Origin of the sequence: Alkalibacterium kapii (assembly GCF_007988865.1) — a bacterium.
Lineage (GTDB): Bacteria > Bacillota > Bacilli > Lactobacillales > Carnobacteriaceae_A > Alkalibacterium > Alkalibacterium kapii.
Window position 1 is genome coordinate 72361 of sequence record NZ_BJUY01000001.1, and the last position, 22516, is coordinate 94876.

Below are 22516 nucleotides of genomic sequence, written 5' to 3' on the forward strand. Positions count from 1 at the left end.
GATATCGTACGGGTGTTGCTCATTTACATACCGGCTTTATAACTTTGACTTAATTTTGCCCGACTTTCATCATAACGTCAAGCTTTATTAATCATTTTTACCGATAAGGCAAGAAAAATACGAAATAATGAAAAGGCTTAATAAGTTGTTGACATTCTAATTTGTATGCGTTATCATTTAATTAGAAATAAAGTTAGTAGCAATACTACTCTTTTTCATAAATCATCTCCTTTCTATGCAGGCGCCTTTGCGGAAACAAGGGCGCTTTTTTTGTCTTTTTTTATTCTTCATAGATTTCTAAGGGCAGTCCATCAGGGTCTTTAAAGAAGGTGAATTTTTTACCAGTATAAGGATCTATCCTTATTTGTTCACATTTTATTTCTTTCTTATCGAGTTTAGATACGGTCTTGTGGATATCCTTCACACCAAAACAGAGATGTCTGAGTCCAGCTGCTTCAGGGGCGTTTGGTCTTTTGGGTGGATTAGGAAATGAGAAAAGTTCGATCTGACTTTCTCCTGCTTTTAAATCACATTTATAAGAATGCCGTTCTTCTCGGTAAGCTTCGTTGATGATGGGAAACTCGAGCAGTTCTGAGTAAAAATGCCTGGAGACGTTATAGTCGCTTGCAATGATTGCAACATGATGGATAGTATTGAACAAGTTTATCTCTCCTCGTAATTAATTGATAGAAAAGGTATAGTAACTTTAAAGGAACAATTCAGTTACTCTACTTTTTTAGATTGAAGGCGTTAAGTATGGATACAACTTTAGTTATTTTTAATCAGCTGCTTCAGATGTATATTATAATGATGTTTGGTTTCGTGTTAGTAAGATTTAATTATTTGAATATGGAGGGCAGCCAGCAATTAGCACAAGTGGTGACTAAATTCATCATCCCGATCGTCATAGTGATGTCGTTTCAGAAGGATTACGACTCCAGCCAGCTCTACTTATTGTTTAAAACGTTTATCGGTACGTTGGCGATCATCCTTTCCAGGATAGCGCTGGCGCATACTCTCCTTAGAAACCGATCCAAAATCGACCGGTACGCTGCTGTATTTTCTAATAACGGTTTTATGGGTATTCCTATTGTTTTAGAACTTTTAGGATACGAAGGCATCTTCTACCTGTCTGTATATATCGTGACCTCTACTGTATTTCAATATACGTATGGAAAGTGGATGTTGTCGGAAGGACGAGAAGTCATCACGCTTCTTTCCATACTAAGTAATCCTGCTAGTCTGGGTGCTTTCATTGGCCTCGGGCTTTATCTGTCGCGTATTTCCTTGCCTACGATATTGTATAACAGTCTGGATACGATCGGCAGTCTGAGTTCTCCTTTAGGTATGATCTTGCTTGGCGGCTATCTGGCCCGCAGCAAAGTCAAGGATATATTCTTGAGAAAAGCCAACTACTGGACTGTTGCTGTCCGGCTAATTATATCACCAATAATCGGTATTTTCCTGTTGTGGGTACTGCCCATAACCCATCCATCAGTCCTTCTCATTTTGGCGATCACTAACGCTACTCCAACAGCTGTCAATACGGCAATCTTTTCACAGCTCTACGGGGGCGATTATGAATATGGTGCCCGTCTCATTGTGCTGGCAAGCCTACTATCTATTGTGACTATCCCGCTTATGATCAGTCTGTCTTCTGCTTTCTTCTTGTGATCTATTCAAAGTAGAACGAGAAAATTTCAGATAAAGGATAGGTCTAAAAGCTGATACCTGCCTTGTACCTAAATAAATAATGTTAAATTTTGTAAAGAAAATAACTACTCTTTTGAATCGTCAAACTTTTGGCTATAGAAAAGACGGCATCCAATGCCAGACATTGGATACCGTCTTTTTTATTATGATGCGCACGAGAAGACTCGAACTTCCACGGGGCATCTGCCCCACCAGCCCCTCAAGCTGGCGCGTCTACCATTCCGCCACGTGCGCTTTAAGTCTAACAAAAGTATCTTATCAGTCTCGCTGTCAATTGTCAATATCCTTGTCATAAAAAAATATCTGTTAGTTATGATTTTTCGTATTATATGATAAGGTTGAAAGAGACAGTAATTTAAGTAAATTTATAGAGGAGTGACGTCAAAATGATAAAGAATGTCGTATTCGATATGGGGAATGTACTCATCAACTACGCTCCAGAAGATTTTATAAAGTCATTCACACCAAATACTAAACATCAACGATTATTACTTGACGAGGTTTTTTATTCGGACTTATGGCAGCAGTATGACCGGGGGACTCTTACAAAAAATGATGTTGTTGAAAAAGCTTCAAAAAACTTACCAGCCGCTCTTTCTGCATCTGTATCAGAAGTTATGGACACATGGCATGAAAAAATGACACCCATTTTAGAGATGGAAAACATTTTGAAACGTCTTAAAGAAAACGGCTACAGTCTTTATCTGTTTTCCAATGTTTCCCATGATTTCCATCACATCAAGCGTATCGTCCCAGGCTTAAACTACTTCGACGGTTTATTTATTTCTTCGGATTGGAAGAATTTGAAACCTGAAAAAGAAATATACCAGCAGTTTTTTGAACATTTTAATCTGGATCCTTCAGAGTGTTTCTTCGTGGATGATTTAGAAAAAAACATAAAGGGTGCCACAGTTTTTGGGATGGATGGTCATGTCTTTGATGGAAATATTTCCAAGCTCGAAGATCACTTTCGTCACGTTGGTATTGATATTTAATTTCAAGAAAGAGCTGATGATCAAATATCATCAGCTCTTTATCGGTTCAACAAATTGTAATTTACCTCTGCATTTAGCACAGACATATTTATCTGTGTCAAAACACCGCTGTCGTTTGACCACTGTTTTACATGTTAGACACTGATATTTAAGAACTCTTTTAGGTTCATTCTTCCCTGTTAAAGATGGGGTAAATCGGAGCCCGCCGACTTCTTTAAGCAATTTTTTGAATGTTTTATCTTTATGCTGATAGCCCTCTCCACTCAAGTGTAAGTGATAATGACACAGTTCGTGTTTAATGACACCAACCAGTGTGTTTTCATCTGTTTTTAACAAGAGTTTTGGATTAAAGTCTAAATTATGCGTTTTAAGGTGATAGCGGCCACCTGTCGTTCTCAATCGTTTATTAAATACTGCTTTATGCCTAAAAGGTCGATCAAAAAAGTTTAACGATACTGTTTCAACCAGCTCTTGTAATTCTTCTGTTTCCATAAAGTTTCCACCTTTTAAAAAAGAGACCATTGATATTTTGCCCTCTTTTTTAATGATTTTACTTGTCTGCATTTTGAATCATAGTAAGTCCGATACGTCCTTTATTCAAATCTACAGAATCGATCCAGACTTTAACGATGTCACCCACTGCAACTACATTACTTGGGTGTTTGACGAAAGAATCACTTAATTTAGAAATATGAACTAGGCCATCCTGTTTCACACCGACATCCACGAATGCGCCAAAATCGACGACATTCCTGACTGTTCCTTCTAGCTCCATACCTTCTCTTAAATCTTCCATGGTCAAAACATCCGTACGTAAAAGTGGTGCCGGCATGTCATCACGCATGTCACGTCCAGGAGCAACAAGCGCTTTTTTGATATCTTCGATCGTTTCAATGCCGAGACCTGTTTCATTGATGATCGTATCATCATCGACCAGTTCCAGACGAGCTTTCAAATCAGCTGTACCTAAATTTTCTTTTGACAAGCCGGTCATTTCAATGATTTTTTCAGCTTCTTTGTATGTCTCCGGGTGAATACCCGTATTATCGAAAGGTTCTTTTCCATCCGGAATACGCAGGAAACCGACAGACTGTTCAAAAGCTTTTGGCCCAAGGCGCTTCACTTTTTTAAGTTGTGAGCGATTGGTAAATTTGCCGTTTTCTTCCCGGTAAGTCACTACGTTCTCTGCTGTGGTTTTAGTCAGTCCGGATATATGTTTCAGCAATGCAGCGCTGGCTGTATTGACGTTCACGCCTACCTGGTTGACCACAACTTCTATAACAAAGTCCAGCTGATTGCTCAGTTTTTTCTGGGAGACATCGTGCTGATACTGACCGACCCCGATAGCTTCCGGATCGATTTTAACCAATTCAGCCAACGGATCCTGAAGACGTCTGGCGATACTGACGGCACTTCGTTCTTCTACTTGTAAATCAGGAAATTCACGACGCGCCTCCGCACTAGCTGAATAAACCGAAGCCCCTGCTTCATTGACAATAACGTAAGCTACTTTTTTATCCACTTCTTTAAGTGACTGGGCAGTGAATGTTTCTGATTCACGACTGGCTGTGCCATTGCCTATCGCTACAGTATCTACATTAAACTTCATGATCATATCCAAGAATTTCCCTTCAGCTTCCTGGCGTTTAGCGGCTGGCGCGGGTCTGTGAGGATAAATCACATCAACCGCAAGAACCTTCCCTGTCGCATCGATAACTGCCAGTTTACACCCAGTACGGTAGGCAGGATCCAGACCTAAAATGATCTGATCTTTTAAAGGAGCCTGCAATAGCAGATTTTTGAGATTCTCTCCAAAGACATCGATCGCCTGTTCTTCGGCTTTCTCGAATAATTCATTTCTTATTTCCCGTTCGATCGCCGGGCCGATAAAACGTTTATAGGCATCATTAATAGCCTCTGTTACTTTTTCGGTTGCTTCCGTCTGTTCTCCATAGGGTAACTCTTGTCTTTTCATATAGCGATTGATATAATCTTCATCCACTGCTATGCTTACAGAAAGAATATCTTCCTTCTCCCCGCGGTTCAAAGCTAGTATCCGGTGAGAAACTAAGCTGTCCAGTGATTCTGAGTAGTCATAGTACATCTCAAAGACACCTTTTTCATCGGCTTCTTCGTTCTTTGCTTTAGAAACGATTTCACCTTTATTATAGGTGTATTCTCGGATCCACTCACGATAAGTTGGATTATCCGAAATATATTCCGCTATGATTTCATGTGCACCTGCCAGAGCATCTTCTGTAGACAAAACTTCAGAGTCTTCGCTGATATATTTTTTGGCTTCGTCGTTTAAGGAGCCCGAGGGATAACTTAGTATCCATTCAGCTAAAGGTTCAAGTCCTTGTTCTTTAGCAATCGTTGCTTTAGTGCGGCGTTTTTGTTTATAAGGACGATATAGGTCCTCTACACGCTGCATCTGATTTGCAGACTTGATTTCTTTTTCAAGTTCCGGCGTCAGTTTGCCCTGTTCTTCAATGGAAGTCAAGACATCCGATTTACGTTTCTCCAGATTAGTTAAATAAGTATGGCGTTCTTCGATCTCTCTGATTTGAACTTCATCTAGTGACTCGGTCGCCTCTTTACGGTAACGAGCGATAAAAGGGACGGTATTACCATCGCCTAACAAGTCGAGTACGGATGTGATTTGTTTTTTCGTGTAACCTTTTAAATCCTTTATTAATAGATTCAACACGTGTTTATTTTCTTCAGTCAAAATGATTCATCTCCAATACTTTTGTTCAACTCATTTAGTTTAGCATAAATTTTTTGAAAAATAGAGTGCGAACTTTCTCTAATAAGTGCTCGCTTAAATAGTTTTGATTGTTGCATTCGACATTACAGCTCCAAAAATGCTCACTCAAATAAAATTCATCACTGAGTTCGACATTTCTACTCCAAAAGTGCAGACTCAGATAGTTTTAACCGCTGAGTTCGACATTTCTACTCCAAAAGTGCATACTCAGATAATTTTAACTCTTGAGTTCGACATTACAGCTCCAAAAATGCTCACTCAAATAAAATTCATCACTGAGTTCGACATTTCTACTCCAAAAGAGCAGACTCAGATAGTTTTAACCGCTGAGTTCGACATCTCTGCTCTAAAAGTGCATACTCAGATAATTTTAACTCTTAAGTTCGACATTTCAGCTCTAAAAATACTCACTCAAATCGTTTTAAGTTCTGAGTTCGACATCGTAACTAGAAAACTGCATACTCAAATAAACTAGAACGGTGAGTTCGACATAGCTCTAAAGACTTCAACGATATATCTCAAGTGCCTTTGATAGCATAACATTATAACTAGTGAGTGGTAAGTAAAGTATTATGAATTTCTATTTTCTATTAAAAAAGAGCGAACCCTAAACAGGATCCACTCTTAAATATCAAATACGAAGAGACTTCTTTCCAGCTGGTTTTTCAGGCGCTTGTCTCTCCAATGCTTGCTGCTTCCTAAACAAGGAGAAATGAACGTTTTGTCTTCTTCATGGTGTATTTTTCTGAAGTGTACATGACCCATGATACTATACTTTATAGATTCAAAGTCCTTGTACACTTTTTCATAACTTTTTGCACCAAGAAAAGCATTGGCAAAGTCATATATGCGATGCGGCAGCGGAACAACAAATTCCTTGTGCGTGGCGATATGCGTCATCAATATGATATTTTTATCTTTTACAGTGCTCAAATCTCTATACAGTTGACTTAACATTTCCCGGCTGACTTCTTTATCCTTTTGATTCCAATCTACAAAATGCAAGTCGTTCCAAGATGCAAATCCGTACTTCTTTTTTTCAAACTGTTCCTCAGTATACTTCTGGTGATCTGCATAACCGTAGTCATACCAGCCGGGTGTTCCAACGATCGCCCAGTCTTCATTTAAATCATAAGGTTTACCCACCAGGGAGTACTTTTGCTGATTAAAAAAGTGATTGATTTCGTGACTGTCTGTGACGTCATGATCTTTAGCCCAATAATCATGATTACCCGGAACAAACTTTACAGGTATACCACTTTTATCTGATAACTCTTCTAGAAACGCATGGCTTTCCAGATAATGATTGGATATATCTCCGGCTATCAGCAACACATCGATAGCCTTTGCTTTCACCATGGTGTCCAAGAGAGACAACGTCGTTTCGTCTTTTTCAAGGATCCATTTATTTCGATCGATATGCAGATCAGACAGTGTTCCTATTCTCATGTTAACTATGAATCCTTCTTTCTTAGATAATTAGAAAATGCGTAGCCTTTATTCTCCACTTCATAGTGATCCACGATCCCATCTTTATCGAAAACAACACCATGTATCACTCCGCCATATACTGCGCCACCATCAATCCCGATTTTCCCGTCTCCTGAATCCCATATATCTGTATTTGTCTGCTTTTCATTCAACATTGCTGTAACGGTATGCCCAAAAACAAAGGTTTTATCTGTTTTGTTTGGCTGATCGTAAAAACCTTCCCTTATCCATACATAATCCCGTTCTGTTGAGTCACGCCAATCTTTTAGAGTCAAATCTACGCCGGCATGCACGAATACATAATTCTCCCACTCGTAAATGAAGGGTAAAGATTCGATAAATGGTTTCAACCAGGGTGCCTCTGATTGTAAACTGGCGGCAAGTTCAACGGCATCGTATTTTCCTTCTTCCAATTTAAGAAAAGACTGGATCGTTACCATGCCACCATTCATTTTATAATTTGCCGCCGCATATTGAGGTCTGTTTAAAAAATTCAGAAGCATTTCTTCATGGTTCCCTCTTAAACAGACAGCACCTTCTGTATCGACAAGTTCCTTAGCTAATAAAAAGCAGGCTTTAGGGTCTTCTCCTCTGTCACCTAAATCTCCGATCAGGATCAACTGTTCTTCATCAGGCTTCCAATACTCAAGAATCTCTTTGAACATCGTTATCTGTCCATGGACATCACCGATCACAAAAACTTTATTTTTCATTTGAGTATTCCCTCCTAAATATCATGGATTAAATCACTACTGTATTCATAGTTTACCACATATCAAACACGCACTCTAAATGGATACTCTTTAACCTAAGCAAAAAGGGCACTTAAGATTCGTGTACTTTTTACTGGATACCAAAAAAACGAATAGATCCTATAAGAGGCATCTACTCGTTCTTTGTAGCTATTCATTGACTGTTAATTACATAAAGGATCAGTTTGTTGTCTATTTTTTAAATCAAACCAAGAATCACAAAGTTGAAGATAAACAAAGCTGTCGTTGCCCATAAAACAGGATGCACGACCCGGACCTTTCCTTTAACGACTTTCGTGATGATATAAAATAAAAATCCAGCTGCGATTCCGTAAGAAATACTGTAAGTGAAGCCCATAAAAATCGATGCGAAGAAAGCAGGAATGGCTTCTTCCAAGTTGTTCCAGTCGATTTCTGAAAATGCGGACATCATGAGAATACCCACAACGATTAGAGCCGGGGCTGTTGCTGCTCCTGGAACGACCGACATCACTGGCGAGAAGAAAGCCGTCAGCATAAATAACGTCCCGGTAGTTAAACTGGTCAAACCGGTACGGCCACCCGCGCCGATCCCAGCTGTACTTTCAACAAAAGTAGTGACAGGCGATGTGCCGAATACTGCACCGATCGATGTTGCAACTGTATCGGCAAGCAAGGCTTTTTCCATTTTAGTATTCAAGCCATTCCCTTTACCCATGGCTTTCTCGTCCTCAAGAGTGAATATACCTGCTTTTCTCCCTGTACCGATAAAGGTTCCGATCGTATCGAAGACATCTGTTAAGGTAAATGCAAAAATCGTAATGAGTATAAGTGCATATCGTGATGGATCAGCTAAAAGAGAGCCAAGTCCCTGCGAACCAAACGCTGCTCCAAACGTCGTTCCGAGCTCTCCAAAGGCAGACAGTATGGAATTAGCCGGATTACTGAGTCCAGATAAATCAGTCACACCCATCGGAATACCAATAATCGTAGTCAAGACGATCCCGATCAGTATCGCTCCCTTAACTTTGGCGATCATCATCACTATCGTTATGACTAAACCTATCAATGCAAGTAATGCATAGGGATTGGTAAAGCTTCCCATGTCGGGAATGATGCCGCCCCCGGTCACTACAGTATTGATCGCCCCGTTGATCTCAGTTCCTGCAGTGTAAGGTTCATTGTTTACAGAAATGATCGATTGTCCTTCAGACGTAAACGACAGCAATTCTGCATTCTTTAGACCAATGTATGCGATAAACACGCCAATGCCCCCGCCTATGGCATGCTGCAGTGATTCTGGAATCGCATGGATGATTTTCTTTCTGATCGAAGTAACAGTGATCAAGATGCCTACAACACCTGTTAAGAAGACCATGAACAGTGCTTCCTGCCAGCTAAAACCGAGTGCAAAGACGACTGTGTACGTAAAGAATGCATTCAAGCCCATCCCCGGGGCCTGCGCATACGGTACATTTGCATATAAAGCTAAAATGAGCGTACCTACCGCAGCGGATATGACTGTTGCTAAAAACACTGCTTGAGTCGGCATGCCAGTCAACGCCAATATTTGTGGATTAACGAATATGATATAAGACATGGCAAAAAACGTTGTCAGTCCGGCTGCAATTTCTGTTCCTGCTGTGGTGTTGTTCTCTTTCAAGTGAAAGAATTTTTCAAACAAAGATAAAACCCTCTTTCGTAATTTTTCTCCATTTCCGTGGAGTTACTCTAAAGGGTTACCTAATAAAACAATGGGTAAAATAGATGTAAGTAAAAAAAGACGGTTTCCCGTCTTTAATCAACTACACCATAAACAATAAATACGTATTGTTTAATCTAATAGTCAATCCTTTAAGGGGATTGGTAGAAACTATAGCCCATATCGCTAAATTATATTAGATAACACTTATTAAGATGATTCAATCATAATATAGCACTTTGATAAATGCAAAAAAATAACGGAAATTTAATTGTAATTTAATTTAAAACATTCGTAAACAAACGCAAAACGAACATTATAAGATTAGAAAACATTTACATTTAACTAAAAAAACGAACATTAACGCAACTTTATCTATCGTTTTATATATTGCGATTTGGCCTTTATACAAGCTTGAAGATTTCATGATTTTCTTTCATATTATTAGAAAGTCACTCTTTCAACCTGTATAATTAAGAGAGTTAGTTTTTTTACAATAATATAAATAGAGAAAGGACGTTTCAAATATGAAAGGAAAAAAATGGATAGGACTAGTTTTATTTCTAGCTTTTGTAGGGTTTGTCGCCTATAGTATTTACAGCAGCCAGCAGGGGGAAGAAACAGTGACTGTCCGTACAGCCGATGTTATGAAACAAGACATTACAGAAACGATCGTGACTACAGGAATAATCGAACCGAGTGAATCTCAGCAGATCGCTGGGCAAGGCGTGGTTTCTGAATTGAATGTTTCCGTGGGAGATACTGTTGAAGAAGGCGATACACTAGTCACTTATGTGAACGGGACCTCTTACGAAGCAGAATTCAATGGGACGGTCACAAAGGTCAATATAAAAGAAGAAGCAGCCGATACCAATGCTCAGCAGGGGCGCCCGTCACTTGTAGTGGAAAACTTGAACGATCTGCAAGTGGCTCTGCAGTTATCACGTTCAGATGCCAGCGAAGTCGAAGTAGATCAGAACGTTGTTTTGACTTATCACGATAAGGAATTTGAGGGAACGGTATCGGAAATCGATCCGGTAGCTACTCAGCAGCAGACTCAAACAGGTGTGGCTACTTTATTGGGCGCAACTGTCACTTTTGACTCAGACACCTCAGACTTGATCGCCGGTTTCGAAATCGATACGGATATCATCGTTGACTCTAAGGATGATATCATGGTTATTCCAGTAGAAGCCCTTAACTATAATGAAGATAACGAACCTTATGTGTTTACTGTAAACGATGGCCTTGCAGAACGCAAAGACATAGAAACAGGTATCCAGTCGGAAGCCAGTATTGAAGTTGTAAGCGGCGTATCTGAAGAAGATCAAGTAATCTTGTCTCCAAGTTCCAACATTGAAGATGGTATTGAAGTTGAACTAGAAAACTAAAAGGAGGATATCTCGTGATAGAAATTACCGATATAGAAAAAATATATCGTTTGGGTGGAGAAACTATAAAAGCGCTGGATAAAGTGACTCTTTCCATTGAAGAAGGAGAATTCACCTCCATCATGGGTCCAAGTGGTTCCGGTAAATCCACCCTTATGAATATATTAGGACTGCTCGACCGATTTGACAGCGGAAAATATATGCTTAACGGAACTGATGTGACTGGATTATCCGATGCGGAACTGGCTAATATCAGAAACAAGGAAATTGGTTTTGTGTTTCAATCCTTTAACTTAATGGCGCGCATGAATGTACTAGAAAACGTTATGCTTCCGCTTGTCTATGCAAAAGTTCCGACTGCCGAACGAAAAAAACGAGCGACAGAAGCATTGGAAAAAGTAGGACTCGGTGACCGTCTGTATCATTTGACCAATGAAATATCCGGCGGTCAGAAACAGCGTGTCGCTATCGCCCGCTCCATTGTCAATCGCCCTTCTGTTTTAATGGCCGATGAGCCGACAGGAAATCTGGACTCTAAAACAACGGAAGACATTATGCGTATTTTCCAGGATCTGAATGATGAAGGGACAACGATCGTCATGGTAACTCATGAACCTGAATATGCTGTCTACACGAAACGCATCGTTCACTTTAGAGACGGTCAAATTACGGAAGACGAAACCATTACACCTGAAAAGCTTTCAAAAGCGGAGGTAGATTAAGTGTATATCAAAGAAAACTTCAAAATGGCTCTGGATAGTATATTTGCAAACAAGATGCGTTCGTTTTTAACGATGCTGGGGATCATTATTGGTATTGCTTCAGTTATTGCAATTCTATCTGTAGGTAACGGTGCCGCGAAGGAAATCACAAGTACATTCAGTGATTTAGGAGCAACTACGATCGATCTATCTGCAAATAATACAGAGGATCCAAACGATGCACTCAAACAAGAGGACCTGGTCGTTTTAAAAGATTCCATAGAAGAGATTCGTTATATTTCACCCAACCAGCAAATTACGGGAACAGCGTCTACTGACATGGATTCCCGCCAGGCTGTCCTTTCATATGGGACTCCTGATTTACAATATGTCAGCCAGGCAATGAGTTCCAACCTAGTCCACGGACGTTATTTCAACCAAGTGGATTTCGATGAGAACAATGATGTAGTCGTTATCGATACGGATGGTGCTGAAGCATTGTATGGACGAACGGACGTCGTCGGCGAGACGCTTTCCATAAACGTTTCCCAGACACGTCTTGATCTTCGGATCGTAGGAGTCGTGGAAGGTTCGTTTGCTGACATGCAGGGTGCGTTTGACACAGATCAGATCCCCTTATTCATGGCCATGCCGCAGTCAACGCTCGGACAGCAGCTGCCTCAGCTGGCTGGTATGAATTCAGCTATCATAGAAGTAGAAGATACAGAACAGATCGAACCTGTTTCCAATCAAGTCGTTCGACTTCTGGAGCTGCGCAATGATGCAGTTGGCGATAACGTCTATAATGCCAGGAATTTCCTCCAGGCTCTCGATCAAGTAAATAATGTTCTAAGTCTCTTTATCAACTTCATCGCTGCTGTTGCAGGTATTGCCCTGCTTGTCGGTGGAATCGGAGTTATGAATATTATGCTTGTTTCTGTGACTGAACGAACGAGAGAAATCGGAACGCGGAAAGCTCTCGGTGCCACTACTCGAACTATCTTGATCCAGTTCTTGATGGAAGCCATTATCTTAAGTCTGATCGGCGGTATGATCGGTCTGACTCTTGGTATATTGCTTTCAAATGTCATTGCCAGTGCACTGAATATCGTACCGGTCTATACTCTCGGAAGTGTTGTTCTGGTTCTTGCCTTCTCGACTGCAGTAGGTGTGTTCTTCGGAATTTATCCTGCGCGTAAAGCGGCAAAACTCAATCCTATCGATGCTCTAAGGTTTGAATAAGTTTAAATAATTTGGAAAACAAAAGCCCTTTGAAATCATTCCTGATTTCAAAGGGCTTTATCTATATATTTAGAGCACAATGACAAAGGAGTCGCTTAAAGTAATTTCAAAATAACGAAATTAATAATAAATAAACCAGTTGCGATCCATAAAATGGGATGTATACGACGTGCTCGTCCTTTTACAACCTCTATGGTGATATAAAAGAAAAATCCAGCTGCTACGCCGTACGCTATGCTGTAAAACAAACCCATTACAACAGAAGCAAAGAATGCCGGGATGGCTTCTTCCATTTTACGCCAGTTTATTTCAGAAAAAGCGGTAAGCATAGTGAAGCCAACAACAATCAGTGCGGGTGCTATGGCAACTCTTGGGACAATCGATATGACTGGCGAAAAAAAGATTGCAAGTAAAAAAAGTACGCCAGTAATTAGACTTGTTAGGCCTGTACGTCCGCAAAACTTTGATTCCTGAAGCACTTTCCACGAATGTAGTGACAGGTGATGTTCCAAGCACAGCTCCAACTGAAGTGGCGACAGTATCAGCAAAAAGTGCGCGTTCCATTCTGGTTTTCAATCCACTTTCTTTCTGGATTGCCTTTTCATCTTCTAATGTAAAAATCCCTGACCTTCTGCCAGTTCCAATAAATGTACCGATCGTATCAAAAAGATCCGTTAATGTGAAGGTGAAAATAGTGAAGATGATTAGGATGTAACGAGAAGGATCCGCTATTAAAGACCCCAAACCTTGTGGACCAAATGCTGCTCCAAACGTTTTTCCTAGTTCACTAAAGTTTGATAGAACTGAGTATGCTGGATTATTAATAATCGAAATATCTGTGACACCGATTGGGATACCCACGATAGTCGCAAAAATTATGCCGATAAGGATGGCTCCTTTTACTCTTGCAATCATTAATATGACTATAAAAATAAGGCCTATTATTGTGAGTAAGGCAAAAGGATTATTCAAACTTCCCATATCAGGACTGATTCCGCCTCCAGTAACTAATGAGCTGAAAGCATCGATAACCTCCTTACTGATAGTGTAAGATTCGTTATTCAAAGACATGACCGCCTGATCATTTGGCATGACTGTCAGTAATTCTGCATTTTTTAAACCACTGTAAATTATGAATATACCAATGCTTCCTCCGATAGTATATTGTAAAGATAGTGGGATAGCTTTAATGATTTTTTTTCTGATTCGAGTTACTGTAATTATAGTCCCGGCAATACCTGTTAAAAAAACCATACATAATGCTTCCTGCCAAGTAAATCCAAGTGCAAATACCACTGTGTAAGTGAAAAAGGCATTCATCCCCATACCTGGTGCTTGAGCGTAAGGTACATTTGCATAGAAAGCCAGAAAAAATGTACCTACAGCGGCAGATAAAGCAGTCGCTAACAAGATAGCTTGTGTCGGCATTCCTGTCAGTGCTAATATCTGAGGATTGATGAACAGAACGTAAGCCATAGAAAAAAACGTCGTCAGCCCCGCAGTAACTTCTATTCCAACAGTTGTTTCATTCTTCTTCAACTTAAAAAATTGCTCTAGCATTGGAATAACCTTCTTTCATATATTCCAGCTCACATCACCAATCAAACTTTGGTAAGGGAATACTTGATTCATAAGATTAAAACTTTTGTAAAGCAAATAATTTTATCACTGAAATAATTCATAACCCTTTTCAGACTCATTTAAAAAGATGCATATGCGTGTCGCTAGTTCTAAGTTTTTCATTTGCTGACTCAAATGGTAAAGTCTTTAAGTTAACTGATATTGGACTTGCTTCAGCTGACTTAAATGGTAAAGTCTTTGAGTCTACCGATATCGCAGCTACTTCAGTTAACTCAAGTGATAAAGTCTCTGGGTTAACCGATATCGCACCTACTTCAACTAACTCAATTGATAAAGTCTCTGGGTTAACCGATATCGCCCTTACTTCAACTGACTCAACTGATAAAGTCTCTGGGTTAACCGATATTGCCCCTACTTCAGCTAAATCAAACGAAAAAGTTTTTGGGTTTGCCGATGATGGTTTCACTCCCGGCTCAAATGGAAATAAAAAAAGACGGTTTCCCGTCTTGGATCAACTAATATATAAACAAAACCGACTGTTTAATCTAATAGTCAATCCTTTAAGGGGATTGGTAGAAACTATAGCCCATATCGCTAAATTATATTAGTAAACATTTGTTAATCTGATTTAATTTTAGTATATATACATGTATATATCAATAGACTTTTAACAGTTGGACGTTTTATTTATCTAACTGACCCTTACACTTGGCAGTTACGAAATAACTATAGGCGTTTAACGCATAGTCACAAATTCTTCAGCTGCTGTCGGGTGTATGGCTACGGTACGATCAAAATCTTTTTTAGTCGCGCCCATCTGAACAGCTACAGCGAATCCCTGAAGCATTTCGTCCATTCCTTTTCCGACACCATGTAATCCAACAATTTTTTCGTCTTTACCCACGCAGACAAGTTTCATATAGGCTTTTTGTCTGTTAGCTGTGATGGAACTATGCATAGAGGTAAATGTCGATTTATATATTTTAACTTCACCTTCTGGATATTCTTCTCTAGCCTGCTTTTCTGTCATACCCACTGTGCCTATAGGTGGATGTGTGAAGATAACCGACGGAATATTTTTATAGTCAAAATACTCATCAGGTTTGTTATTGAATAGTCTCTCAGATAACGAGCGGCCTGCAGCAATGGCGACTGGGGTCAGCTCTGCTCGTCCCGTCACGTCTCCCACTGAATATATGTTACTGCTGGTCGTATTCTGGAATCGATCGACCTCTACATAGCCTCCGGGATATAGATTGACTCCAGCAGCTTCTAAGTTTAGATTCTTTGTATTAGGCACGCGACCTGTAGCCCAGAGTATTTCTTCCGTTTCGTGGGTCGTCCCATCCTCAAAGTGCAATACGTATGAATGCTCTTGCTTTTTTTCAACACTGACGAGCGTTTTGTTCACATGAATATTCATGGTCTCATTTTTTGTTAAAGCTTGATATCCTTCACAAATAATAGAATCAAAGTTGTAGAGGGGGGCTGGTTTTCGGACAAACATATGAGTGTCTACTCCAAAGGCATCCAGTATCCCACTCATTTCCACACTGATATATCCACCGCCGATCACTGCTATGCTTTTTGGCAGTTCCTCAAGATAGAAAACATCATCTGACACGATCCCGAATTCGCCACCTGGTATATCCAGTCTCTTTGGTTTTCCACCAGTTGCAATGAGGATATGTTCTGCGGTTATATTCTGATTATTAACTTCTACTGTGGACTCGTCGACAAAGGTTGCCTTGCCTTTTATGAGGGTGACGTTATTGGAATCGAGTCCTCTTTTATAAACGGTATGCAAAAATGAAATATACTTCTCTCTATTTTGTCGCATTTTCTTGTAATGAAAAATCGGATCCTGTTTCAATTCGATCCCATAGTCTTTGGCATATAGATCCAGGAATTCCAACATTTCAGCAACATGCCACATGACTTTTTTTGGTACGCAGCCTAAATTGACACACGTTCCTCCAAGTGCATTTTCTTCAATCAAAGCAACACGGGCGCCATGCGTTCCTGCACGATTAGCTGAGGCTATTCCCCCACTTCCCCCACCTATCACTAAATAATCATAATCAAATTCTTTGGTCATTATTTATTCCCCTTATTCGTTATTGGCTCAACATCAATAAAATCATATGTTTTACGTTCTGCCTCAAAGTAGTATTTTCCTAATTCGTATTTGTATTTTTCCCTTTTGTCCCAAGGCTTATGCTTGCCCAGGTAATGGATGAACACAACCTTATCCTCAATCATCTGAAAATTGTACTTGTTTGGAAAAATCACTTTAAGCTTTTCATAGACCTTAGGATTCATATTATAAATACGCCAGTCTTCTTCTTTTATATCATTGACATAAAGCATATTGAAAATGTCCTGATCTGGTAGAATGAGTATGGATTTGTTTTCTCTGATTGCTTCTACGATTTGGTCAGGATTCCCGACCCGTCTTAGTTTTTCCAAATTCATCAGTACGACACCCGAGTTGAAATAGTTCTCTGATTCAAAATTACCTAGTCGTATGTTATTAAATGGCTGGATCCATTTTGTTTTATACTTATAATTTGTAGCAATAAAAGAATGTCCATCGAACGTCTTATTGTAAAATGTACGAATATCACCGACATTGATGATATCCGGATCTAAATATAATATCCGGTCGATATCAGCAGGTAAAATATACGGTGCAAACATCCAAAGATACATCTCCAGAGAATAATATCGAGTGATAGCTAATTTGTCTGATGGTTTGAAAAAGTCCTTGCAATAGATAACAACTAATTCGTGATCGCCGTTTTTCTCAACAAAAGTTTCTAATTCCTTTAATGTTTCTTTACTGATCCCTGCATGGAGTAAGTACATGCGAAATGATTCGTCCGGGTGATTTTCAATAATAGAGTGAATTAGCACACGCAACGGATAAACATAATTTTCATCTAAAGAAAATAACAAATTGATCATGTCGGTCCCTCCAATCCTATAGCTTCTTAATAATATTATACCGACTATTCAATAAAAATACACGTGAAGGACATTTTTATCGAGTTAAAACTGAAAAATACTGCTGCCGGTACTTCTAAAGGCCAACTCAGCATAATCTTTTCTCTTTGCAACACTTCTTAATTCTACTATAATTAGAATTAACACGTAAAGAGGAGAAAACCTATGGAGGATATGAGTAAGAAAACCTTGTACACAAAGTTATTTAAATCCACCTTTTTTCTGAGTATGTTTACTTTTGGAGGTGGGTATGTCATTGTTCCTTTAATGGAAAAAAAATTCGTGAATGAACTGGGCTGGATCAATGAAGATGAAATGCTTGATTTGATAGCCTTAGGTCAGTCATCGCCTGGACCCATAGCAGTTAACACTTCAATCCTTATCGGTTACCGTATGGCTGGTGTCCCAGGTGCAATGGTCACTGTTTTAGGGACCATCATTCCTCCGTTACTGATCATGACAGCTCTGGCGTATATTTATATAGCTGTAAGGGATAATGCCATCGTCAACAATATCCTGCTTGGTATGCAGGCGGGCGTTGCCGCCATCATCGTCAATGTCGTATATGATATGGGTAAGCGAATCGTTGTCCAGAAAAAAATCATCCCTATTCTCGTTATGGCAGCTGCTTTAATAGCGGGGATCGTTTATCAAGTCAATATTTTATGGCTTTTATTCTTTTCTGGAGTCATCGGTGCGCTGACAACGTTCTGGAAACTCCGACAAAAAAATAAGGACGATGAAAAATGATCTATTTAAATTTACTTTTCAGTTTCTTTCAAATTGGATTACTCAGTTTCGGTGGTGGCTATGCTGCCTTGCCCCTCATCGAACAGGAACTCATTCATGACCAGGGCTGGATAACAAATCAGCAGTTTATTGATGTGCTGACCTTATCTGAAATGACTCCAGGCCCCATAGCCATAAATGCTGCGACATTTTCCGGAAACCAGATTGCAGGTATTTTAGGTGGTGCTGTAGCTACTGTGGGTGTCACCCTTCCTTCTGTCATTATCGTTCAGCTACTGGCTTATTTTTATTTCAAATACAAGAACATTGAAATGGTGCAGGGTATCATCCAGGGATTAAGACCAGCAGTCGTTGCTTTGATTGCATCAGCCGGACTCACGATTTTCCTGACTGCAATGTTCGGACACAGTGACTGGCCGATCGATTTGACCGAGCTGAATTATGTCTCTGTTATTTTTTTCGCTATCGCCATCTTTTTTTTGAGAAAGTTCAAAGCAAGTCCTATTCACGTTATTATCCTTACGGGTATTTTAGGTGGGATAGTTTATTCAATTGGATAATAGTAAATAGATTGGTGTGCTGATGCAACTGAACATCGATCTATTTATTATATTATGGATCATTACGTAGTTAACACATTTAAAACAAACAATCAAAAGAGGGATCATTATGGCTATTGATCAATTGGAAACTCTGACTCGTTTATTGCTGGCAGCACTAGTTGGGGGAATGATAGGTTTTGAACGGGAACTAAAAGGACGAGATGCTGGTATACGTACGCACATGCTCGTGAGCTTAGGTGCAGCTGTTATTACGATGATACAACTGGAAGCAAGCGATTGGCTTCTGGATTTTTCAAAGAACAATCCCGAACTAGCCAATGTATTGACGTCAGATATTACTCGTTTAACTGCTCAAATAGTAAATGGGATCGGTTTTCTTGGTGCCGGAACAATCATCGTCAGTAAACGTACGGTGACTGGTCTTACGACTGCAGCTTCTATATGGGCTGTGGCCAGTCTGGGTATCTCTGTTGGTATGGGTTATTATTTTTTAGCACTGGCGGGTGCTGTGATCATGCTGATTGTCTTGAGACTTTTGAAAACATTATTTAAAATCGACCGTACAAAACAGCTGGAAATAAAGTACAAATATCGGAATGAAACCTTGGATTATCTAGAAAAAAGTTTTATGGAACATAATATTTCAGTGGTCAATACGGATCATTGCATTACTTACCTGGATGATGGAACCAGCTACTGCGAAGACCTTTACACGTTACACTTACCCAATAACTTCAATACGATGGACTATATTTCTAAAGTGGGTTCCCATCCAAATGTCTTGAAAATAAATACGATCAAAACACATTTTGATACTTAATATTATCTGCGCGAATAAAAAGAGGTTGAAACGATGGTTTCAGCCTCTTTTTTCTTGTTTAGTTTTAAACTGTCTGTGTCTGTCTTATCTCTTCTGCTATTTGATTGATTTTTCTTAAGCGATGATTAACACCAGACTTTGAAACGCCGCCATTGGGTAAAAGGTCTCCCAATTCTTTTAAACTAATATCAGGATTTTCCACTCTAACAACTGCCATTTCTTTCAACTTTTCAGGCAGCGTGTCCAAACCTTTCATCTGTTCAATCAACTTAATATTCTCAATTTGCCTTGAAGCTGCATCAATGGTCTTATTTAGATTGGCATTCTCACAGTTCACTAAGCGATTAACTGAATTCCGCATATCTCTGACAATACGCACATCTTCAAATCTGAACATACTACTGGTTGCACCAATCAGTGCTAAAAAGTCGGCAATTTTTTCAGACTCTTTCAAGTAGACAATATATCCGTTTCTGCGTTCATGAACACGTGCATTCATATCAAATCGCTGCATCATATCACAGATATCATTGTTATGTTCTTCGTAACTAGAATGTATTTCCAGATGATAACGACTAGTATCCGGACTGTTGACAGAACCTCCAGCCAAAAACGCTCCTCTTAAGTAAGACTTTATTTTTTGCTTATTGTTTTTTATTTCTGCTTGAACATGCCCATGATAAAGCATGCCGTCCATGATGCCCAATTCTTTTAAAACGACCTCAGACCCGCCTTTTAAACGTACGATATACACATTATTCTTTTTTAGTTTCATCTTTTTTCTGACAAGAAGTTCTGATTCAACATCAAAATTATCTTTGATCAGAGAGTATATTCTTCTGGCAATAGCTGCATTTTCCGTCTGTATGTTCAGCAAAAACTCATGATCCAGTATACTCAATGTCCCGTTCATTCTTATTAAAGCGGCCAGTTCTGCTTTAGCATGTTCTGGATGCACTTCCAGCATGGTTAGTTCTTTTTTTACTTCAAATGCGAATGACACGCTTTTCACTTCCTCTTAAATGCACATCTGCTTTATATACAGCATTTATTTTATAAATATTTTTTGATTTTTCTTTGACTATTGAAAGCTGTTTTAAATATTTCTTCTGCAACTTTCTCGCCGTTATGGTAAACACTTTTTTCTGTCAACAGCAAAAAATCATCTGATATGATCATAGGTACTTCCGCTTTCAGTCCTTTAAAATCATGCTCAACTTGAAGGAGATATTCTTCGTTGACTTCCTGTTCAATATAATCACTTGGTACAACACCAATATTAGTCAGAGCGATATCTATGAATTTTGTCCCTAAATGTTTATGCAGGACTTTGATGTGATCAGCATCATTCAAGTCTTCTGTTTCTCCTAACTGCGTCATGATATTGGATATATAAACGACTTTTGCTTCTGTTTCCACCAATGCTTTACCGATGTCCGGGATCATAATATTGGGCAGAATACTTGTAAACAAGCTTCCGGGCCCCAAAACGACCATGTCGGCATTCATTATAGCCGAGATGACTTTTCTGCTCGCTTTGACCGGTCGCTCTTTTGTAACGCAGGTTACGGATACTTTATCGATTTTTTTTCCTTTTTTCGGGATTTTCGATTCTCCAGTTTCTCTCGTGCCATCTACATATTCAGCATGCAGATTCAGTGGTTCTTCAGCGGCTGGATAGACATGACCTTTGATATGCATCATTTTAGCCAGCAGCTGTATAGCTTCATAGATATTTCCATGCATATCTGCCATTGCAGATATGATCAGATTTCCTATAGTATGACCACTTAGATTACGATCGTCCGTTCTGAAACGATATTGGAATATTTCTCGCTGGAGCTCGGGGATTTCAGATAGTGCGGTCAATACATTCCTCAAATCTCCTGGAGGAACAGCGTTGAAGCTTTTACGTAAAACACCACTGCTTCCCCCATCGTCAGCAACTGTCACGATTGCCGTGATGTCCGCATCTTTTTCTTTTAAACTTTTCAATATAACAGGTAAACCTGTTCCTCCACCGATAACAACTATTTTGGGTTTTCTCTTTTTAAATGTTTCCTGTCTCATGATCGCACAGTTGACTCCTTTGCTTTATCCTTGTCACGATGAGAAACATTCACATGATACCCATCCGTTTTGATGCTTTTTGCTATTCGTTCTACCAATGCAACCGACCGATGTTTTCCGCCAGTACAGCCAATGGCAATAGTCACGTTGCTTTTTCCTTCTTTTTTGTAACCAGGGAGTGTAAAATCTATTAAATCAATGAATTTCTTATAAAAGGTGTCTGTTTCAGTCTGCTGCATCACATAATCGTAAACAGGTTTATCAAGTCCCGTCTGAGGTCTCAATTCTTCTATATAATGAGGATTGGCCAAAAACCTTACATCCATAACGATATCAGAATCGATTGGAATGCCATATTTAAAACCAAATGAAACAATTTCGACTCGAAACATTTCTTTTTCTTTTTCTTTGAATTCAGTGATCAATTTTTTTCTCAATTCACGCGGTGTCAGCTTTGTTGTATCTATGACGAGCTGTGCACGCAATTTTATATCATTCAGTAAATCTCTTTCTCTTTTTATGCCCTCGATCGTTCTTTCGTTTTTCGCCAGAGGATGAGCTCGTCTGGTTTCTTTGTACCGTGTGACCAGTTCTTCATTCGTGGCTTCGAGAAAAACGATCCGTGTAGTGATATGAGGAGTATTGTCCATAGTAACGAGTACTTGATTTATTTCTTCAAAAAAGTCTTTCATCCTCAAGTCCATTACAAGTGCTATTTTACTGAACTGTCCAGTTTCCCGTACAAGTTTCCAAAAAGTCGGCAATAAATTCGGCGGCATATTATCTATACAGTAATACCCCATATCTTCGAAACTCTGCATTGCGACCGTTTTACCTGCACCGCTCATTCCCGTAATAATGACAAGTTCAAGCTTCTCGTTCATACTACTCACTCCTGTTTTAATCTGTAAGTTGCTGTATCCCTGTTGTTTCTTTAGTCTACTTATTATAACATTCCTGGTGTGTCATTACTAGCACTCAGAAAAGATG

At 39.4% G+C, this 22516-nt stretch carries 20 protein-coding genes, 1 tRNA gene, 1 pseudogene and 2 riboswitches; of the genes and pseudogenes, 8 read left to right on the forward strand and 14 right to left on the reverse strand.

What is annotated here, in order from left to right:
- Positions 1 to 280: 280 nt before the first annotated feature.
- Positions 281 to 661: an SMU1112c/YaeR family gloxylase I-like metalloprotein gene (gene gloA2 / locus AKA01nite_RS00315; RefSeq protein ID WP_222592454.1), complete on the reverse strand. Its 381-nt coding sequence runs from the start codon at positions 659 to 661 to the stop codon at positions 281 to 283.
- Positions 662 to 756: 95 nt separating this feature from the next.
- Between gloA2 and AKA01nite_RS00320 the strand changes: the two genes are divergently transcribed.
- A complete protein-coding gene (locus tag AKA01nite_RS00320) occupies positions 757 to 1674 on the forward strand; it encodes an AEC family transporter (protein ID WP_146922658.1) in 918 nt (305 codons plus the stop codon).
- Between the two features lie 188 nt (positions 1675 to 1862).
- Here the strand turns inward: AKA01nite_RS00320 and AKA01nite_RS00325 are convergent.
- A tRNA-Leu gene (locus tag AKA01nite_RS00325) sits at positions 1863 to 1947 on the reverse strand.
- Between the two features lie 152 nt (positions 1948 to 2099).
- On the opposite strand from AKA01nite_RS00325, the gene AKA01nite_RS00330 reads away from it, so the two are divergent.
- A complete protein-coding gene (locus AKA01nite_RS00330) occupies positions 2100 to 2708 on the forward strand; it encodes an HAD family hydrolase (RefSeq protein WP_146922660.1) in 609 nt (202 codons plus the stop codon).
- Positions 2709 to 2738: 30 nt separating this feature from the next.
- On the opposite strand, the gene AKA01nite_RS00335 is transcribed toward AKA01nite_RS00330, so the two are convergent.
- The 5 genes from AKA01nite_RS00335 to AKA01nite_RS00355 form a co-directional block, all read right to left on the reverse strand.
- Positions 2739 to 3200: a SprT family protein gene (locus tag AKA01nite_RS00335; protein WP_146922662.1), complete on the reverse strand. Its 462-nt coding sequence runs from the start codon at positions 3198 to 3200 to the stop codon at positions 2739 to 2741.
- A 58-nt stretch (positions 3201 to 3258) separates the two neighbouring features.
- On the reverse strand, positions 3259 to 5439 hold the full coding sequence (locus AKA01nite_RS00340; protein WP_146922663.1) for a Tex family protein: 2181 nt from the start codon (positions 5437 to 5439) through the stop codon (positions 3259 to 3261).
- 663 nt (positions 5440 to 6102) lie between these two features.
- Positions 6103 to 6927 carry a metallophosphoesterase gene (locus AKA01nite_RS00345; protein WP_146922664.1) on the reverse strand — a complete coding sequence of 275 codons (825 nt, stop codon included), beginning with the start codon at positions 6925 to 6927 and terminating at the stop codon, positions 6103 to 6105.
- 5 nt (positions 6928 to 6932) lie between these two features.
- Positions 6933 to 7682: a metallophosphoesterase gene (locus tag AKA01nite_RS00350; RefSeq protein WP_146922665.1), complete on the reverse strand. Its 750-nt coding sequence runs from the start codon at positions 7680 to 7682 to the stop codon at positions 6933 to 6935.
- A gap of 238 nt (positions 7683 to 7920) precedes the next feature.
- Positions 7921 to 9384 carry an NCS2 family permease gene (locus tag AKA01nite_RS00355; protein WP_146922666.1) on the reverse strand — a complete coding sequence of 488 codons (1464 nt, stop codon included), beginning with the start codon at positions 9382 to 9384 and terminating at the stop codon, positions 7921 to 7923.
- A 139-nt stretch (positions 9385 to 9523) separates the two neighbouring features.
- Positions 9524 to 9621: riboswitch (purine riboswitch) on the reverse strand.
- Between the two features lie 308 nt (positions 9622 to 9929).
- Here AKA01nite_RS00355 and AKA01nite_RS00360 point away from each other — a divergent pair.
- Genes AKA01nite_RS00360 through AKA01nite_RS00370 form a run of 3 tightly spaced genes read left to right on the forward strand, consistent with a single transcriptional unit; the run spans position 9930 to position 12736 of the window.
- The gene (locus tag AKA01nite_RS00360) at positions 9930 to 10793 is read left to right on the forward strand and encodes an efflux RND transporter periplasmic adaptor subunit (protein WP_146922667.1); all 864 of its coding nucleotides are present in this window, start codon (positions 9930 to 9932) and stop codon (positions 10791 to 10793) included.
- A gap of 14 nt (positions 10794 to 10807) precedes the next feature.
- Entirely contained in the window at positions 10808 to 11515 is a 708-nt protein-coding gene (locus AKA01nite_RS00365; RefSeq protein ID WP_146922668.1) for an ABC transporter ATP-binding protein, read from the forward strand.
- Complete coding sequence (locus AKA01nite_RS00370) at positions 11516 to 12736, forward strand: ABC transporter permease (RefSeq protein ID WP_146922669.1); 1221 nt, start codon at positions 11516 to 11518, stop codon at positions 12734 to 12736.
- Between the two features lie 95 nt (positions 12737 to 12831).
- On the opposite strand, the pseudogene AKA01nite_RS00375 reads toward AKA01nite_RS00370, so the two are convergent.
- The 4 genes and pseudogenes from AKA01nite_RS00375 to AKA01nite_RS00390 all read right to left on the reverse strand — a co-directional run bounded on the left by AKA01nite_RS00375 (position 12832) and on the right by AKA01nite_RS00390 (position 17284).
- Positions 12832 to 14296: pseudogene (locus tag AKA01nite_RS00375) on the reverse strand (NCS2 family permease).
- Positions 14297 to 14432: 136 nt separating this feature from the next.
- A complete protein-coding gene (locus AKA01nite_RS00380) occupies positions 14433 to 14783 on the reverse strand; it encodes a hypothetical protein (protein WP_146922670.1) in 351 nt (116 codons plus the stop codon).
- A gap of 63 nt (positions 14784 to 14846) precedes the next feature.
- Positions 14847 to 14944: riboswitch (purine riboswitch) on the reverse strand.
- Positions 14945 to 15053: 109 nt separating this feature from the next.
- A complete protein-coding gene (gene gor / locus AKA01nite_RS00385) occupies positions 15054 to 16415 on the reverse strand; it encodes a glutathione-disulfide reductase (protein WP_146922671.1) in 1362 nt (453 codons plus the stop codon).
- Positions 16415 to 17284, reverse strand: a complete 870-nt coding sequence (locus tag AKA01nite_RS00390; protein ID WP_146922672.1) for a glycosyltransferase family 8 protein — start codon at positions 17282 to 17284, stop codon at positions 16415 to 16417. The genes gor and AKA01nite_RS00390 overlap by 1 nt, the downstream gene beginning before the upstream one ends.
- A gap of 204 nt (positions 17285 to 17488) precedes the next feature.
- Here AKA01nite_RS00390 and AKA01nite_RS00395 point away from each other — a divergent pair, with 204 nt between their 5' ends.
- From AKA01nite_RS00395 to AKA01nite_RS00405, 3 genes are all read left to right on the forward strand, one after another.
- Complete coding sequence (locus AKA01nite_RS00395) at positions 17489 to 18073, forward strand: chromate transporter (RefSeq protein ID WP_307722971.1); 585 nt, start codon at positions 17489 to 17491, stop codon at positions 18071 to 18073.
- On the forward strand, positions 18070 to 18633 hold the full coding sequence (locus tag AKA01nite_RS00400) for a chromate transporter (protein WP_146922674.1): 564 nt from the start codon (positions 18070 to 18072) through the stop codon (positions 18631 to 18633). The genes AKA01nite_RS00395 and AKA01nite_RS00400 overlap by 4 nt, the downstream gene beginning before the upstream one ends.
- A 109-nt stretch (positions 18634 to 18742) precedes the next feature.
- Positions 18743 to 19456, forward strand: coding sequence for an MgtC/SapB family protein (locus AKA01nite_RS00405; RefSeq protein ID WP_146922676.1), 714 nt, complete (start codon positions 18743 to 18745; stop codon positions 19454 to 19456).
- Between the two features lie 64 nt (positions 19457 to 19520).
- Here the strand turns inward: AKA01nite_RS00405 and whiA are convergent, their stop codons facing one another.
- From whiA to rapZ, 3 genes are read right to left on the reverse strand one after another with little or no spacing between them, the layout of a single operon-like run.
- The gene (whiA, locus tag AKA01nite_RS00410) at positions 19521 to 20459 is read right to left on the reverse strand and encodes a DNA-binding protein WhiA (protein WP_146922678.1); all 939 of its coding nucleotides are present in this window, start codon (positions 20457 to 20459) and stop codon (positions 19521 to 19523) included.
- A gap of 50 nt (positions 20460 to 20509) precedes the next feature.
- A complete protein-coding gene (locus tag AKA01nite_RS00415) occupies positions 20510 to 21526 on the reverse strand; it encodes a gluconeogenesis factor YvcK family protein (RefSeq protein ID WP_146922680.1) in 1017 nt (338 codons plus the stop codon).
- Complete coding sequence (gene rapZ / locus AKA01nite_RS00420; protein WP_146922682.1) at positions 21523 to 22410, reverse strand: RNase adapter RapZ; 888 nt, start codon at positions 22408 to 22410, stop codon at positions 21523 to 21525. Before rapZ ends, AKA01nite_RS00415 begins: the two co-directional genes overlap by 4 nt.
- Positions 22411 to 22516 lie beyond the last annotated feature (106 nt).

Excerpts from the sequence above, each read along its gene's own strand:
- AKA01nite_RS00320 (WP_146922658.1), top strand. The coding sequence starts at position 757 with ATGGATACAACTTTAGTTATTTTTAATCAGCTGCTTCAGATGTATATT.
- AKA01nite_RS00330 (WP_146922660.1), top strand. The coding sequence starts at position 2,100 with ATGATAAAGAATGTCGTATTCGATATGGGGAATGTACTCATCAACTAC.
- AKA01nite_RS00335 (WP_146922662.1), bottom strand. The coding sequence starts at position 3,200 with ATGGAAACAGAAGAATTACAAGAGCTGGTTGAAACAGTATCGTTAAAC.
- AKA01nite_RS00345 (WP_146922664.1), bottom strand. The coding sequence starts at position 6,927 with ATGAGAATAGGAACACTGTCTGATCTGCATATCGATCGAAATAAATGG.
- AKA01nite_RS00350 (WP_146922665.1), bottom strand. The coding sequence starts at position 7,682 with ATGAAAAATAAAGTTTTTGTGATCGGTGATGTCCATGGACAGATAACG.
- AKA01nite_RS00360 (WP_146922667.1), top strand. The coding sequence starts at position 9,930 with ATGAAAGGAAAAAAATGGATAGGACTAGTTTTATTTCTAGCTTTTGTA.
- gor (WP_146922671.1), bottom strand. The coding sequence starts at position 16,415 with ATGACCAAAGAATTTGATTATGATTATTTAGTGATAGGTGGGGGAAGT.
- AKA01nite_RS00390 (WP_146922672.1), bottom strand. The coding sequence starts at position 17,284 with ATGATCAATTTGTTATTTTCTTTAGATGAAAATTATGTTTATCCGTTG.
- AKA01nite_RS00395 (WP_307722971.1), top strand. The coding sequence starts at position 17,489 with ATGGAGGATATGAGTAAGAAAACCTTGTACACAAAGTTATTTAAATCC.
- AKA01nite_RS00400 (WP_146922674.1), top strand. The coding sequence starts at position 18,070 with ATGATCTATTTAAATTTACTTTTCAGTTTCTTTCAAATTGGATTACTC.
- AKA01nite_RS00405 (WP_146922676.1), top strand. The coding sequence starts at position 18,743 with ATGGCTATTGATCAATTGGAAACTCTGACTCGTTTATTGCTGGCAGCA.
- AKA01nite_RS00415 (WP_146922680.1), bottom strand. The coding sequence starts at position 21,526 with ATGAGACAGGAAACATTTAAAAAGAGAAAACCCAAAATAGTTGTTATC.
- rapZ (WP_146922682.1), bottom strand. The coding sequence starts at position 22,410 with ATGAACGAGAAGCTTGAACTTGTCATTATTACGGGAATGAGCGGTGCA.